General features: G+C 63.0%; 13 protein-coding genes. 10 read left to right on the top strand and 3 right to left on the bottom strand.

The genetic code is table 11. The annotated features are described in order from the left end of the window. Window positions 1-2 precede the first annotated feature (2 nt). Both LOY53_RS20885 and LOY53_RS20880 read left to right on the top strand, forming a co-directional pair. On the top strand, window positions 3-314 hold the full coding sequence (locus LOY53_RS20885; RefSeq protein WP_252825606.1) for a DUF2288 domain-containing protein: 312 nt from the start codon (window positions 3-5) through the stop codon (window positions 312-314). 203 nt (window positions 315-517) lie between these two features. Continuing rightward, window positions 518-1,405 carry an NAD(P)-dependent oxidoreductase gene (locus LOY53_RS20880; RefSeq protein WP_252825605.1) on the top strand — a complete coding sequence of 296 codons (888 nt, stop codon included), beginning with the start codon at window positions 518-520 and terminating at the stop codon, window positions 1,403-1,405. On the opposite strand, the gene LOY53_RS20875 is transcribed toward LOY53_RS20880, so the two are convergent. Then, window positions 1,305-3,569 carry a bifunctional diguanylate cyclase/phosphodiesterase gene (locus LOY53_RS20875; protein ID WP_252825603.1) on the bottom strand — a complete coding sequence of 755 codons (2,265 nt, stop codon included), beginning with the start codon at window positions 3,567-3,569 and terminating at the stop codon, window positions 1,305-1,307. The two genes, LOY53_RS20880 and LOY53_RS20875, sit on opposite strands and share 101 nt — an antisense overlap. Before the next feature lie 281 nt (window positions 3,570-3,850). After that, the gene (gene rapA, locus LOY53_RS20870; RefSeq protein ID WP_252825601.1) at window positions 3,851-6,697 is read right to left on the bottom strand and encodes an RNA polymerase-associated protein RapA; all 2,847 of its coding nucleotides are present in this window, start codon (window positions 6,695-6,697) and stop codon (window positions 3,851-3,853) included. 151 nt (window positions 6,698-6,848) lie between these two features. On the opposite strand from rapA, the gene LOY53_RS20865 reads away from it, so the two are divergent. The 8 genes from LOY53_RS20865 (at window position 6,849) to LOY53_RS20835 (ending at window position 12,160) form a co-directional block, all read left to right on the top strand. Further along, window positions 6,849-7,544 carry a M949_RS01915 family surface polysaccharide biosynthesis protein gene (locus LOY53_RS20865; RefSeq protein ID WP_027594244.1) on the top strand — a complete coding sequence of 232 codons (696 nt, stop codon included), beginning with the start codon at window positions 6,849-6,851 and terminating at the stop codon, window positions 7,542-7,544. 61 nt (window positions 7,545-7,605) lie between these two features. Next, window positions 7,606-7,935: a hypothetical protein gene (locus LOY53_RS20860; RefSeq protein WP_027594245.1), complete on the top strand. Its 330-nt coding sequence runs from the start codon at window positions 7,606-7,608 to the stop codon at window positions 7,933-7,935. Between the two features lie 67 nt (window positions 7,936-8,002). Then, on the top strand, window positions 8,003-8,164 hold the full coding sequence (locus LOY53_RS20855; protein WP_176515004.1) for a hypothetical protein: 162 nt from the start codon (window positions 8,003-8,005) through the stop codon (window positions 8,162-8,164). A 135-nt stretch (window positions 8,165-8,299) separates the two neighbouring features. Continuing rightward, on the top strand, window positions 8,300-8,416 hold the full coding sequence (ccoM, locus tag LOY53_RS26740; protein ID WP_003254862.1) for a cytochrome c oxidase subunit CcoM: 117 nt from the start codon (window positions 8,300-8,302) through the stop codon (window positions 8,414-8,416). Between the two features lie 180 nt (window positions 8,417-8,596). After that, window positions 8,597-10,585: an FUSC family protein gene (locus tag LOY53_RS20850; RefSeq protein WP_252825597.1), complete on the top strand. Its 1,989-nt coding sequence runs from the start codon at window positions 8,597-8,599 to the stop codon at window positions 10,583-10,585. After that, window positions 10,572-10,778 (top strand): DUF1656 domain-containing protein, encoded by a 207-nt coding sequence (locus tag LOY53_RS20845; protein ID WP_027594247.1) that lies wholly within the window; start codon window positions 10,572-10,574, stop codon window positions 10,776-10,778. The genes LOY53_RS20850 and LOY53_RS20845 overlap by 14 nt, the downstream gene beginning before the upstream one ends. 35 nt (window positions 10,779-10,813) lie before the next feature. After that, the gene (locus LOY53_RS20840) at window positions 10,814-11,683 is read left to right on the top strand and encodes an HlyD family secretion protein (RefSeq protein WP_099455114.1); all 870 of its coding nucleotides are present in this window, start codon (window positions 10,814-10,816) and stop codon (window positions 11,681-11,683) included. 156 nt (window positions 11,684-11,839) lie between these two features. Further along, the gene (locus tag LOY53_RS20835; RefSeq protein ID WP_252825595.1) at window positions 11,840-12,160 is read left to right on the top strand and encodes a DUF2025 family protein; all 321 of its coding nucleotides are present in this window, start codon (window positions 11,840-11,842) and stop codon (window positions 12,158-12,160) included. 45 nt (window positions 12,161-12,205) lie between these two features. On the opposite strand, the gene LOY53_RS20830 is transcribed toward LOY53_RS20835, so the two are convergent. Next, window positions 12,206-14,797, bottom strand: a complete 2,592-nt coding sequence (locus LOY53_RS20830; protein ID WP_258703249.1) for an EAL domain-containing protein — start codon at window positions 14,795-14,797, stop codon at window positions 12,206-12,208. Window positions 14,798-14,831 lie beyond the last annotated feature (34 nt).

Here is a 14,831-nt window from a genome sequence, read left to right as displayed (position 1 = left end):
CCATGACTGATCAAACAAGCACCCTCTATGCCAAATTGCTTGGCGAGACGGCAATCATCGAGTGGAAAGCGCTGGAGCGCTTCTGGGCGAAGGGTGACCTGATTTGGGTCGACCCTAGCCTGGACCTGATCTCCGTTGCCGAAGCAATGGCCGAGAATCGCAGCGAGATCTTCGCCAAGTGGCGCAGTGATGGCACTGTAGGACCGGTGACTGCCGAGCAGGCATTGGACCTGCAAAACCGCGATCCAGAGATCTGGGCCGTGGTGGTTTCACCGTTTATCGTGATTCAAGCGAAGCGTTCGGAATCGGCGTGATCGTTTTTGGTGCGTGAAAATGCGCAGCCGCCTCAAATGGGTGCTTGAGGGCGATCAGCCGGGTAGAGGTAAGTAACAATTCGGCGTGGCGGTAACAGTTTACGGGATGCGTAATGTGGCCGCTGCGCGCCCCTTCGCGGGTACACCCGCGCCTTAGGCCCTGACTGCGGCCTCAAAAAATAACAATGTGCAAGGAGTCGTTAATGAGTTCACAACTACCTTCGCTAGGATTCGCCGGCATTGGCCTGATGGGCCTGCCGATGTGTCGGCGCCTGCTGGCTGCCGGCTACCCCTTGACGGTGTGGAACCGCAGCCCGGACAAATGCGCCGAACTGGTGGCGGCTGGCGCGCGCCTAGCGGCAAGCCCGGCCGCGTTGTGCCGCGACAGCGACATGGTGCTGCTGTGCCTGGCCGACACGCCGGTGGTGCGCGAGGTGGTGTTTGGTGAACAGGGCATTGCCCAGGGTGGGCGCAGTGGCCAACTGCTGATCGACTTCTCCAGCCTCGAACCGACCGCCACCCGTGAGATGGCTGCCGAGCTCGCTGCGTTGTGTGGCATGGCCTGGCTGGATGCGCCGGTGTCCGGTGGCACGCCGGGCGCCGAGGCCGGCACCCTGGCAATCATGGTCGGTGGCGAAGCGGCTGACTTGCAACGCGCGCAGCCGGTGCTGCTCACCCTGGGCCAACGTGTAACGCACATGGGCGCCGTGGGGGCAGGCCAGGTGACCAAGGCTTGCAACCAGATGATCGTGGCCTGCAATGCATTGGTGATTGCCGAAGTGGTGGCGTTGGCCGAGCAATCGGGGGTTGATGCGACACTCATCGCCGAGGCGTTGGCGGGAGGTTTTGCCGATTCGAAACCCTTGCAGATCCTCGCCCCGCAAATGGCCGAAAGCCGCTTCGAGCCGGTCAAGTGGCATGTGCGCACGCTCCTCAAAGACCTCGACAGCGCGGTCAAATTCTCCCGCGAGCAGGGCTCGGCGACACCGCTTAGTGGCCTCGCCGCGCAATTGATGCGCCTGCACGGTAGCCAGGGCTACTTGCAAAAAGATCCGGCGACCCTGGTATCGCTGTATCGCAGCAAGGGCTGAGCACGCCTTTGTGGCGCTCCAGCCGCTCCAGGACGGGCCGCAATTCGCCCAGCGCTACCGGGCGGCCGAGCAGGTAGCCCTGCAGGTAGTCGCAGCCGTGGGTTTCGAGGAATTCAAGTTGCTCGACGGTTTCCACCCCCTCACTGACTACCTGCAAGTGCAGGGTGTGGGCCATGACGATGATGGCTTGGACGATCTCGCGGTCCTTCTGGCTGCCGGGTACCTCCTGCAGGAAGGTCCGGTCGATTTTCAGCACGTCCAGCGGCAGGCGCTTGAGGTAGGCCAGTGACGAATAACCGGTGCCAAAGTCATCGATCGACAAGGCCACGCCGAGGGCGCGCACGCGCTTGAGCAGGTTGACCGTGCGATGAATATCGCCCATCAAGGCATTCTCGGTGACTTCAAGCTCCAGGTGGCGGGGCGCCAGCGCCGAGTGGTACAGCGCTTTCTCCACTTCGCTGGGTAGCTCATCGTGGCTGAGGGTTACCGCCGAGCAGTTGACGGTGACCTTCAGGTCAGCAAAGCCGTGACGGTGCAGTTGCGCCAGGTCGGCACAGGCGTGGCGCAGCACCCACAGGTCGAGGTCGATGATCAAACCATTCGCTTCGGCGATACCGATGAACCGGTCGGGCCCGAGCAAGCCGTGTTGCGGGTGCTGCCAGCGGACCAAGGCTTCGAGCTTGGCCACCTGGCCATTGCGCAGGTCGAAGATGGGCTGGTAGTGCACGCACAGCCCGCGTTCCTCCAGCAGCGCGATGCGCAGTTCTTCTTCCAGCTGCAGGGCGAGGGTGGCGCGGGTTTTCAGGCTGTCGTTGAAGAAGTTGAGGCTGTTGCGGCCGTTGCCCTTGGACTGGTACAGGGCAAGATCGGCGTGCTTGAGCAGCTCTTCAGCGGTGTGGCCATCGTCGGGGAAAATGCTGATTCCGATACTGGTGGTCATGACCATGCGCCGGCCACCCAGGTCGATGGGCTTTTTCATCCGTTGCATGATGCGCTGCGCCAGGTGGCGTGCCTCGTCACGGTCGTTGAGGCTGGTGACCACGCAAAACTCGTCGCCGCCGAAACGCGCCACCAGGTCGTGGCTGCGGGTGGCTGCCTTGATGTGGTTGGCAATCACCTTGAGCAGTTCGTCGCCGGCGGCATGGCCAAGGCTGTCGTTGATCCGCTTGAAATGGTCGATGTCGAGGAACATCACCGCCAGGCGGTTTTGACTGGCGGTCTGTTCGGCGAGGCGTTCGGCGAATACCTGATTGAAACCGCGGCGGTTGATCAGATTGGTCAGGGCGTCGTAATGCGCGGCCTGTTGCAGCGAGGCCCGTGCCTGGTCCAATTGGCTGAGCAGGATGCTGACCCGGCGCAGGTCGTGCTCCTTGCTTTGCAGCTTCTTGTCGGCCAGTGCCGCACTGATGCTGGCGCCGCTGATCAGCAGGGTAATGAAGGCAATGGTCAACCCCAGTTGCAGGCTGTTGTCTGCCGAGGGCAGGCGCAGGGCGGTATCGGCGGGGATGACCAGGGTCATGGCCGACATCGCGGTGAAGTGGGTGGCTACGATGCCACCGGCCATCAACAGGCTCGCGCCGTACTTCAGGGCTTGGTGCAGCGTGCCGCTGCCATTGCGGAAATACCGCGCCAACAGCAACGCCACGAGGCTGGTGAGCATGGCAATGACCACACAGGCCAGTAACAGCCCGGTCTGGTAGTACTGCCGGGCGCCGGTCTCAAGGGCGGCCATGCCGATAAAGTGCATCAGGATAATACCGGCACCAATCAGCACGGCACTTTGCAGGTAATGCTGCACTCGCATTTGGCTGCGGTTGAGGCTGTTCATGCCGAGCCAGGCAACGATCAGTGCAATGAGCAACGAGAGGACGGTCAGCGAGACGTCGTAGTGGACTTCCACCGGCGCCTGGAAGGCCAGCATGCTGATGAAGTGCATGGCCCAGATACCGCCAGCCAGGCAGCAGGCGCCAAGCACGCGCCACTGGCGTTGCGCGGTGGGGTGGTCGTTGTGGGATTGGCGCTCGGCCATGTCCAGGGTCGCGAAGCAAGCCGCGCAGGCCACGGTAAAGGCGAGCAGAACAAGGAAAGGCTCGTGGCGACAATCGATGACGATGCGTCCGGTTGCCGGCAGATCGGCGAACAGTTGCAGTCCCAACCAGTCCATTGCGTGCCTCTTGGCCGAGTTTTCACGCGTCTCCGGTACAACGCCTTGGGAGACTGTCCAGAGGCAGTATAGGAAGAGGTGGTTAGGCCTTCCTGACTAATGGCACTTTGATTTCTACGATTTGGTTATGCGTTCAATAGCAGCCAGGAATATGGCTACTGGTGCCGCGCCACCTGTAGGAGCAGCCTTGTGCTGCGAAGAGGCCAGTTCAGACACAGCCAATGCTGTAGCTCTACCGGCCTCTTCGCAGCGCAAGGCTGCTCCTACAGGGGCGGGGTGTATCAGCCGGCTACCAGCACGCGAATGGCTTCGAGGCGCAGGGCAGCTTTCTCAAGCATCGCCAGGCCTTCTTCACGCTGCTTGCGCAGGGCGTCGATTTCGCTGTCGCGCACGCTTGGGTTGACGGCCTGCAGGGCAACCATGCGCGCCAGCTCTTCGTCGGCCTCAGCCTGCAAGCGACGCTGCGCTTCGGCCACACGCTCGACGTGGGTCGGCATGATCTTGGCTTCACCACCACTGATGCGCTGGGCCAGGACATCACGTTGCGCCTGGACGAACTTGTTGGCGCTGGCGCGCGGCACGCTTTCGAGCTGGTCGTTGAGCGTTTCGAACGCCACGCGCGACGCCAGGTCGTTGCCGTTGGTGTCGAGCAGGCAGCGCAGGGCTGCCGGTGGCAGGTAACGGCCCAGTTGCAGGGCGCGCGGTGCTACCACCTCGCTGACGAACAGCAGTTCGAGCAGCACGGTGCCCGGCTTCAGCGCCTTGTTCTTGATCAGCGCAACGGCGGTGTTGCCCATCGAGCCGGACAGCACCAGGTCCATGCCACCCTGAACCATCGGGTGCTCCCAGGTCAGGAACTGCATGTCCTCGCGGGACAACGCCTGGGCGCGGTCGTAGGTGATGGTCACGCCTTCGTCGTCACCCAGCGGGAAGCTGGCGTCGAGCATTTTCTCGCTCGGCTTGAGGATCAGGGCGTTTTCCGAATGGTCTTCGCTGTCGATGCCGAACGCGTCGAACAGGGTTTCCATGTAGATCGGCAGGGCGAACTGGTCATCCTGTTCGAGAATCGCCTCGACCAGTGCCTGGCCTTCACCGGCCCCGCCGGAATTGAGCTCCAGCAGGCGGTCGCGGCCGCTGTGCAGCTCGGCTTCCAGGCGCTCGCGTTCGCCGCGGGCATCAGCCACCAGTGCATCCCAGGCCTTGCTATCACCGCTTTCAAGCAGCGGCAGCAGGCGAGGACCGAACTGATGCTGCAGGGCATTGCCGGTCGGGCAGGTGTTGAGGAAGGCGTTGAGCGCTTCGTGGTACCACTGGAACAGGCGCTCTTGCGGGCTGTTCTGCAGGTAGGGCACGTGCAACTGGATGGTGTGCTTCTGGCCGATCCGGTCGAGACGGCCGATACGCTGCTCGAGCAGGTCCGGGTGGGCCGGCAGGTCGAACATCACCAGGTGATGAGAGAACTGGAAGTTGCGGCCTTCGCTACCGATCTCGGAGCAGATCAGCACCTGGGCGCCGAACTCTTCGTCTGCGAAGTAGGCGGCGGCGCGGTCACGCTCCAGAATGCTCATGCCTTCGTGGAAGACCGAGGCAGGAATGCCGGAGCGCACGCGCAGGGCGTCTTCCAGGTCCATGGCGGTTTCGGCATGGGCGCAGATCACCAGTACTTTGGTGCGCTTGAGCATCTTCAGGGTATCGATCAGCCAGTCGACCCGAGGGTCGAAACGCCACCAGCGCTCGTCGTCAGTGATGTCGCCCTGCGCCTGGAAGGCGACTTCCGGGTACAGCTCGGCTTTTTCGCCAGCCGGCAGGTCGCGGTATTGCTCCGGCATCGCTACCGGGTAGGCATGCAACTCGCGCTCGGGGAAGCCCTGAACGGCTGCGCGGGTGTTACGGAACAGCACGCGGCCAGTACCGTGGCGGTCGAGCAGCTCGCGGATCAGCCGCGCGCTGGCTTGGGTGTCGCCATCGCTGACGGCTGCCAGCAAGGCATCGCCTTCGGCCCCGAGGAAGCCATGGATGGTGGCGTGGGCCTCAGGCGACAGGCGACCTTCGTCAAGCAGCTCCTGTACCGCCTCGGCGACCGGGCGATAGTTTTCGCTCTCGGCACGGAACGCCACAAGGTCATGGAAGCGGTTGGGGTCGAGCAGGCGCAGCCGGGCGAAGTGGCTGTCCTGGCCGAGCTGTTCGGGGGTGGCGGTGAGCAGCAGCACGCCAGGGATCACCTGGGCCAGTTGCTCGACCAGGCCGTACTCGGCGCTGACCTGGTCTTCATGCCAGACCAGGTGGTGGGCTTCGTCGACCACCATGAGGTCCCAGCCTGCGGCAAACAGCGCGTCCTGGGCTTTTTCGTCGTCAACCAGCCACTCCAGGGCCACCAGCGCGAGCTGGGCGTCTTCGAACGGGTTGCTGGCATCGCTCTCGATGAAGCGCTCGGCGTCGAACAACGCCACTTGCAGGTTGAAGCGCCGGCGCATTTCCACCAGCCATTGGTGCTGGAGGTTTTCCGGGACCAGGATCAGTACGCGGCTGGCGCGCCCTGAGAGCAGCTGGCGATGGATGATCAGGCCTGCCTCGATGGTTTTGCCCAGGCCGACTTCGTCCGCCAGCAGCACCCGCGGTGCGCTGCGGTCAGCGACTTCACGGGCGATGTGCAACTGGTGGGCGATCGGTTGTGCGCGGCAGCCACCCAAGCCCCAGAGCGACGACTGCATCTGCTTGCTGGTGTGCTGCAAGGTGTTGTAACGCAGGCTGAACCACGACAGCGGGTCGATCTGGCCGGCGAACAGGCGGTCGCTGGCCAGGCGGAACTGAATGAAGTTCGACAGTTGGGTTTCCGGCAGGGTACGCGGCTGGTTTTGCCCGTCCAGGCCGTGGTACACCAACAGGCCATCGACATCGTCGACCTCGCGCACGGTCAGCTTCCAACCGTCGAAGTGGGTGATCTGGTCACCTGGCGAGAAGCGCACGCGGGTCAGCGGCGCATTGCGCAGGGAATACTGGCGGGTGTCGCCAGTGGCCGGGTAGAGCACGGTCAACAGGCGGCCATCCTGCGCCAGGATGGTACCCAGGCCGAGCTCTGCTTCGCTGTCGCTGATCCAGCGTTGCCCCGGTTGATACTGCTGCGCCATACTGCCTGAACTCCCGCGATGAAAAGCCGGCTATGTTAACGGATCGGCCGGTCAGACCAAAGTGTTGAAGTGCACCGAAGGGTGCCGAAGACCAACAGTCTAGCCGTTTCATCGACCAACACCGTCTTGTAGACGAGGGCTGTGCACTAACATGTCCGCCAAGCACCGCTGGTTGAACGTTTCCCTGGCCGTGAGCAGCCTTGTGCTGCTGGCCGGCTGCGAGCAAAAAAGCTTCGAGACCTTGCCGGCGATTACGCCTGGGCAGCTTGAGGCACTGGGCGTGCAGACGCCGATCAAGAGCGTGCACTTTCGTGACCGCGACGGCGAAGGCCTGCTGGTGCTGAGCCGCACCGACGGCCAGGCCACCGACGCGGAAAACCAGCAGGAAGTGGACAAAGTGGTGCTCAAGGCCACGCTGTATGGGCGCACGGCCGAAAGCGATGCGTTCAAGGCTCGTTGGCAGATCGAGCAGGAAACCACCTGCCCGGGGCTGGACCTGGATGTCGACTTCTATTCCGATGTCAGCGATGTCAGTGACCTGAACAAGGACGGTATCGCCGAACTGACGGTTGCCAGCCATGCCTTCTGCGGCGGCGGCATCGACCCCCACGATATCGCCATCGAAATGCGCGAAGGCCAGGCTATCTACACCATTACCGGCCAATCGCTGATCACCCCGGCGGGTGAGGAGCCGATCGGCGGCGAGCGTGAAGACAGCGCCTCGCTCAAAAGCGCGCCGCAGGTACTGCGCGAGCACATGGACGCAGTCTGGCAGCAGGTCTACAAGCGGCCTTGGAGCGAGGCGAGCCCGCCGAGCGATGACGACCCTGATGACGAAGTCGAATAAGCGTTGTCTCTGTTCAAGGTAGGACAACGCCCGCCGATACAGGGGTAATAGGAGACTTTCCATGTTGCCGCCGATTATTCCGCTCAGTGCAGCCCCGGTAACCTCGCAACAGGACCCGGTCAAACCCACCCCCGACATCAAGCCGGTGGTGCCCGCGCAGCCGACCTCCGGTGAAAGCGCCATTAACCTCAAGCAGCAGCGCGACCCGCAGGAGCAGGCCTTGATCCTGCGTGATGAACAGCGTCGTCAACAGCAACGTCGGCAAAAAAGCGACGGCGAGCTTTACAGCGCGTTACCAGGTGATGAAGTCAACGCTGACAACACCGTACCGGTCGCCCCCTTGATGGGTGAGAGCCCACGTCAGGGGCTGTTGGTCGACATCGAAGTCTGACGCGGGGCTGGTCAGCGTCACTGGCTGGCTTCATCATGCAAGTCTCTGTTGATCGTCGAGCCCACCCATGAGCCAAGACAACCTCATCGATTTCGATGCCGAACGTGCCAAGCGCGTCCACGACCTCAAGGAAAAGCGCCTGAACGAAGTCCGCCAGGCCTTCGAGCAAGCCATGCCCCTGAGCACGGCAAAGAAAAAGAAGCCCAAGGGCAAGCCCAAGAAGCGCTGAAACTTGACGCAGGTCAACCCTGCGCCCGCCCCGCGTGCCCGGTCCCGGGCACCATTGACCCCGGTCAATTTTCCCTGCCCCCACATTCGTTACCTTGCATCCATCGGACAACGGCAAACGAAGAGGGAGGCCGACATGTTCTTCGACAACGTGGTTATCGCAGGTGTGGTAACGGTCGGGTTGATGGTCGCATTCTTTGCCGGTCTGGGCATTTTCATCTGGAAGGACTCGAACAAGCGCAAGCCGCGCTGACCTTCCGGGTTCACGAGCACGCAAGGCATTTAGGGCGACTTCGGTCGCCCATTTTTTTGCCTGCGAAATGTTGGCCAGCGCATCTCAATAAAGATGATTAGCTAGCTAATTAATCGTTTCCGCATTATCCTTCGCTTCATTGTCTATCGTTTACCTGATCATCCCCGCAAGGTCCGCCTCGTGCCCATCACTCTCCAGGCCCTGTTCGCACCCAGCAGCCTCGCCCTCAAGTTCGCCATCAAGACCGTGCTCGGTGGCGGCCTGGCGCTTTGGCTGGCGATGCGCTGGGGGTTGGAGCAGCCGTCATGGGCATTGATGACGGCGTTCATCGTGGCTCAGCCGTTGTCCGGTATGGTGGTGCAGAAGGGCCTGGCGCGCCTGGCCGGCACCTTGGTCGGCACGTTCATGTCGGTAGTTTTTATCGGCTTGTTCGCCCAGACACCAGGCCTGTTCCTGATCACCCTCGCGCTGTGGCTGGCGCTGTGCACGGCTGCGTCGACGCAACTGCGCAGTGCCTGGGCCTACGCCTTTGTGCTGGCCGGCTATACCGCCGCGATCATCGCCCTGCCGGCGATCGACCACCCGTTGCAGGTGTTTGACCAGGCCGTCGCGCGCTGCACCGAGATCTGCCTGGGGATTTTCTGCGCCACCGCCACCAGCGCCCTGATCTGGCCGCTGCGTGTGGAACAGCAGCTGGGTGGGCAGGCCCGGCAGGCTTGGCAAAATGGCGTGCAGGCGGCCAGTGCCATGCTGGGGGGAGAGGATGAAGCGCGCAAAGGGCTGCTGGAAAGCCTTGGGCGCATCGTCGCCATCGACAGCCAGCGCGAACATGCCTGGTTCGAAGGCAATCGCGGGCGTCAGCGGGCCCGCGCCATTCGCGGCCTGAGCCAGAAGCTGATGGTGCTACTGCGTATTTCCCGCTCGGTGCGCCGGCAGTGGCGCCAGCTCGATGAAGGCGAAGCCCGGCACCTGGCACCCTGGCTGGAGGCGGTGCGCGCGCAGTTGGGCGCACCCGACCAACCCGGCCTGTTGCTGTTGCGCCAACGCATCTGGGATGCCGCCCATGATGAGCGGATAAGCGCTGCCGAACATTACTGCCTGGCGCGCATGACGCTGTTGCTGGACTACGCGATGGCCGCGACCCAGGCGCTGGACGACGTCGAAGCGGGCAGGGCGCCCAAGGATGTGTCCCAGGGCCTGGCCGCACACCGCGACTGGTCGCTGGCACTGTTGTTCGGTTCACGCAGCGCGCTGGCGTTTCTGGTGATGAGTGGTTTCTGGCTGGCGACCGCCTGGCCTTCTGCGCCGGGCGGCCTGGTGCTGACCTGTGTGGTCTGCAGCCTGTTTGCCAGCCGCGAAAATGGCGCACAGATCGGCCTCAGTTTCTTGCGTGGCATCTTTCTGGCCATCCCTGCGGCGTTTCTGGTCGGGCAGATTCTTTTGCCGCAGTGGAGCAGCTTCGCCATGCTCTGCCTGGGCATGGGTGTGCCGCTGTTTCTGGGTGCGCTGGGCATGGCCCACCCGCGTACCGGCGCGACCGCGACTTCCTATTGCCTGCACTTCATCGTGTTGGTATCACCGCTCAATGCCATGCAGTTTGGCGTGGCCAGCATGCTCAACAGCGCGCTGGCGATGCTGGTGGGCGTGTCTGCTGCGGTGATGGCGTTTCGTTTGTTGGTGTTTCGTCACCCGGCCTGGCTGGGCCGGCGCTTGCGGGCGGCGACCCAAAGCGACCTGGTGCGCCTGACCCGGCGCGACCTGCGTGGCGCCGACAGCTGGTTTGGCGGGCGTATGGCCGATCGCCTCTTGCAACTGGCGCGGCATGCCGGCGAATTGCCCGAAAGCGAGCGTAAGCGTTGGGACGACGGCCTGCACGGCCTGGACATCGGCGACGAACTGGTGCACCTGCGCATGTGCCTGGCGGTCGCCCAGGCGCCGCTGGGCCGCGCTGAACGCGAGTACCTGCAGCAGGTGGAAGCGGTTCTGGCCAAGGGCCCGGCGGCGGGCCGCGGGCAGCGCCTGGACAGCGCCAGTGAGCAATTCATCGCCGCCTTGCGTCGGCTGCCGGCAAGCGATCCGTTGCGCCTGGCTGAAGGTGCAGTGCTGCAGTTGCAGAAGAGCTGGGGCAAGTGGTGCCGCTGGCAGGAGGACGTGCATGGGGTTGCGTGAATGGGCGCTGGGCGGCGTGCTGCTGAGCCCGTTTCTGATTTATGTGTTGCTGGCCCTGGTGCTCACCGGGGTGTTGCGCTTGTTGGTGCAAGCCACGCCGTTGGGTCGCTGGATATGGCATGAAGCACTGTTCGACGCGGCGTTGTTCGTGTGTGTGTTGTTCCTGGTGGTGCGAGTACTGGGGGCTGCATAAAGGCTCTGTTAACGAATTGTGTAAGGAGTGATTCAATGCGTGCCGCCGTACGTACCCTGGTGACCCTGTGTGTGGTGGCCCTTGCCCTGCTGGCAGGCTACCAACTGTGGCAGTACTACATGCTGACCCCCTGGACCCGCGATGCGCGGGTGCGCGCCGACGTGGTGGTGATTGCCCCAGACGTATCCGGTTGGGTGCGCGAGCTCAAGGTGCATGACAACCAGCAGGTCAAGGCGGGCGATTTGCTCATGAGCATCGACCGTGAACGGTTCCAGGCAGCCTTCGACCAGGCCAGCGCCGTGACCGAGACCCGCGCCCAGCAACTGCGCTTGCGCGAGCGCGAAGCGGCGCGGCGTACGGCCCTAGGGCCGGAGGCAATCAGTGCCGAGCTGCGTGAAAATGCCCAGATCAACGCCGCCATCGCCCGTGGTGAACTGCATGAGGCCGAGGCGCAACTGCAAGTGGCCAAGATCAACTTAGCGCGCAGCGAAGTGCGGGCGCCGCGCAGTGGCCATATCACCAACCTGCGCCTGGCCCAGGGTAACTACGTGAACACCGGGGAGTCGGTGATGGCCCTGGTGGACGATTCGACCTTCTATATCCAGGCCTACTTCGAAGAAACCAAACTGCCACGCATCCGCGTCGGCGACACGGTCAAGGTCTGGTTGATGGGGGCGGGCGAGGCAATGCAGGGGCATGTGGAGAGCATCAGCCGGGGTATCACCGACCGCAACAGTAATCCGGACAGCCAACTGTTACCGGAGGTGGAGCCGACTTTCAACTGGGTGCGTCTGGCGCAGCGGATACCTGTGCGGATCCGTCTGGACGAGATCCCGCAGGGCATGAACCTGAGTGCCGGCATGACAGCCAGCGTGCAGGTGCATGAGGACCGGGTTGAGCAATGAAGCACAGCCGAACCTTCTTAAGGGGCTGTAGGAGTCTTGAAAACCTTGGCGAATCTGCGGTGACTTGCGTTAGGCTGGCCGCTGCGAGTTGCCCGGCAGAGGCGACCGTTTGCAGCCCGGCGTGCGTCACTTTCGACTTGATTGCGAGGTTACGGCATGGCCATCACTTCCCAGGACATCTGCAACGCGGCTGAGCAGCTCAACGGTTTCGTTGGCTTTCATGGCAAGCGCGGCGTTCATATTGTGCGTTTTTCCGAGGACTCGTTCGGCATGGACGTGCCCGACGACAGTATCACCCCCTGCAGCGAATTCGTCTGGCGGCCCGAGCAAGGCCCGCGCATGGCGTTGTGCCGAGAACGCCTGGCACTGTTGCTGGACCAGCATGTCGATGACCGTTTGAACATTGGCGAGCCCTTGCGCACTTACCTGCGGCGCAGCGATTTGCCCGAGATCGTGGCCGAGCGCAACAAGCGCTGACGCCCTGCTGTTCACAGGGGCAGCCTTATTCTGCGAAGGCTGCCTTTAAAGCAGGCGATTGGCCGCCGAGCCTGTGGGCGCCTGCTGCAGCAAGGCTTCGAGCGCCTCTTTAGGCAAAGGCCGGCTCAAGAAATAACCCTGCACCTCATGGCAGCCGTCCTTCTCCAGTGTTCTGAGCTGCTGTTCACTTTCAACGCCCTCGGCCGTTACCGTCAGCCCCATGGCTTCACCCAGGTTGATGATGGCCTGGACCACGGCGCGATCATTGCCACTGGTATTGTTCAGCCCGGCGATGAAGCGTTTGTCGATCTTGATGCTGTCGAACGGGTACGTGCGCAAATAGCCCAGCGATGAGTAACCGGTGCCAAAGTCATCCATGTTCAGGCGAACACCCAGTTCCTTGAGCGAAAGCATGGTGCTTAGCGCGCCTTCGATGTCGTTGAGCATCACGTTTTCGGTGATTTCCAGTTCAAGGCGCTGGGCGGGGAACGCGGTTTCCAGCAGGATCTCGCGAACGTCGGCCACCACGTCGCTGCGCAAGAACTGCGCAGGTGACAGGTTTACCGAAATCAGCAGGCCCTCCGGCCAGTCGTGGGCCGTGCGGCAGGCTTCGCGCAGCACCCAGCGGCCCAGCGCGACAATGATGTCGCTTTGCTCGGCCAGCGGGATAAAGGTGTCTGGCCCGAGCAAACCCTCCTGCGGGTGCTGCCAGCGCAGCAGGGCTTCGACCGCGACGATGCGCAGGTCGCCCAGGCGGTAGCGTGGCTGGTAATGCAACGCGAACTCCTGGTTTTGCAGGGCCCGGCGCAGATCATTCTCCAGTTGTCGGCGGTACTGGATCTGTTTGTTCATTTCGGGGGCGAAGTAGCGCCAGGTGCTCTTGCCCTCCGCTTTGGCCTGGTACAGCGCGATGTCGGCGCAGCGGATCAGTTCGCCGGCATCGAAGCCCAGGGTGCGGCTCTGGGCGACGCCGATGCTGGCGCCGATGTGCAGGGGCTGGTTGTCGAAGACGATAGGTTGCTGCAGCAGGCTAATCAGGCGGGCGCAGAAGCGGTCGACTTCAGTGCGGTTATCCATGCCATTGAGCACTAGGATGAACTCGTCGCCACCCAGGCGCGCGATCAGGTCGACATCGCGGGTGGTGTCACGCAGGCGTGTCGCCACCTCTTGCAGCACAGCGTCACCGGCGGCGTGGCCGAGGGAATCGTTGATCGGCTTGAAGTTGTCCAGGTCCAGTAGCAACAACGTGAGCGGGGGCGAGTCGCTGCCGCGCAACAACAACTGCTCAAGGTGCCGAGCGAGTTTGTTGCGGTTGGCAAGCCCGGTCAGCGGGTCGTGCAGCGACAGGTGCTGGATGCGTGCATGGGCGTCGACTTCGTCAGTGATGTCGCTGGCGGTGCCGCGAAAACCCGTCGGTTTGCCGTCGTACCAGATCGCCCGCGCCGAGATGCGGCAATAGCGGTTTTGCCCGTTGTGGTCACGGTAGGTACAACGCAGGTTTGCCAGCTGCTGTGGGTCGGCTGCGGCCAACGCGTCCAGCCAGGGAGAGAGTGGCGTGGTGTCGCAGGCCAGCAGCTGGTTCACCGGCAGGCCCAGCCAGTCGTCCACCGGGTAGCCGGTGACGCTGACGAAACGCTGTGAAAGATAGGTCAGGCGTTGTTGTCGGTCGGTTTCCCAGATCCAGTCGGATGCGGCTTCGGCGACGGCGCGAAAACGCTGCTCGCTGGCCTCCAGGGCCTGGTTGCTCTGCTGCAGCCGCGCCAGGCTAAGGTCGATGGCGCGGGAGCTGCGCAAGGCGTGGCGGAACAGGTAGAGCATCACCAGGCCGAGTATCAGCAGCGCGCACAGCAGCGGCGGCAGCATCGCCCACAGCAATTGCTGGCCTGGCAGCGGGCTGGTCCAGGCCAGGTGGAAGCCGGTATCGCCCAGCGCGATACGCTGCTGGCCATGCTCGCCGGTAGCGTCTTTCTCGAGGTGCATGCCCGCCAGGCCGGCGCCGGTACCCAACCGTGTAAGTTTGTCGTCGGTCAGCTGGTCGACGAATAGCATGACGGGTGCCTGGCGCACTTCGCTGTCCGAGACCTCCTTGTCTGGCCTTACCGCGGCGGCGCTGAGCACGGCGGGCCAACCGTTGAACAGCACGAACCGGGTGATTTGTTCGCGGGCGCTGGCAGCCGCCCGCGCTTCATTGATGATGGGTTGCAGCGGCGCTTCTATATAAGTGCTGGCGCTCGCTTCACTGGGCTTGCCTTTGAACAGCGCGTAGGTGGTGCGCTGGTCGTCCACCACGAAAACACCTTCATAGCCACTGGCGCTGTATAGCGATTCACCGACGTTCTTCTCTTCGTACGCCCACTGCCAGTCCGCCTTGCCGGCCAGGTGTTCAAAGGCGGCATCCCACACGGCATAGCTGGACAGGAACTGGCGTGAGGCGAGCAGCCGCTGTTCGAGGGCTTGGGAGGCATGGAAGGCGCTGCGCTGTTGCTCTTGGTGATCGAGGGTAGCGGCAATGTTGAGCAATGCGCCCAAGGTGACCAGGCAGGCCAGGCCAAAAACTACGCAAAAGCCTGCAATCAAGCGGCGAACTTGAAATCGGGGTGTGGGTAGGGTGGGTGGAAGGTTGGCGGTCCTGGCCATGTGCGGGTGACTCCTTCAAGAACAGCAGCCTCCC

This window comes from Pseudomonas sp. B21-031, from assembly GCF_024748985.1.
In the GTDB taxonomy this organism is placed as follows: domain Bacteria; phylum Pseudomonadota; class Gammaproteobacteria; order Pseudomonadales; family Pseudomonadaceae; genus Aquipseudomonas; species Aquipseudomonas kermanshahensis.
The sequence above is the reverse complement of the archived record's forward strand: the minus strand, read 5'-3'. Positions and strand labels throughout refer to the sequence as shown.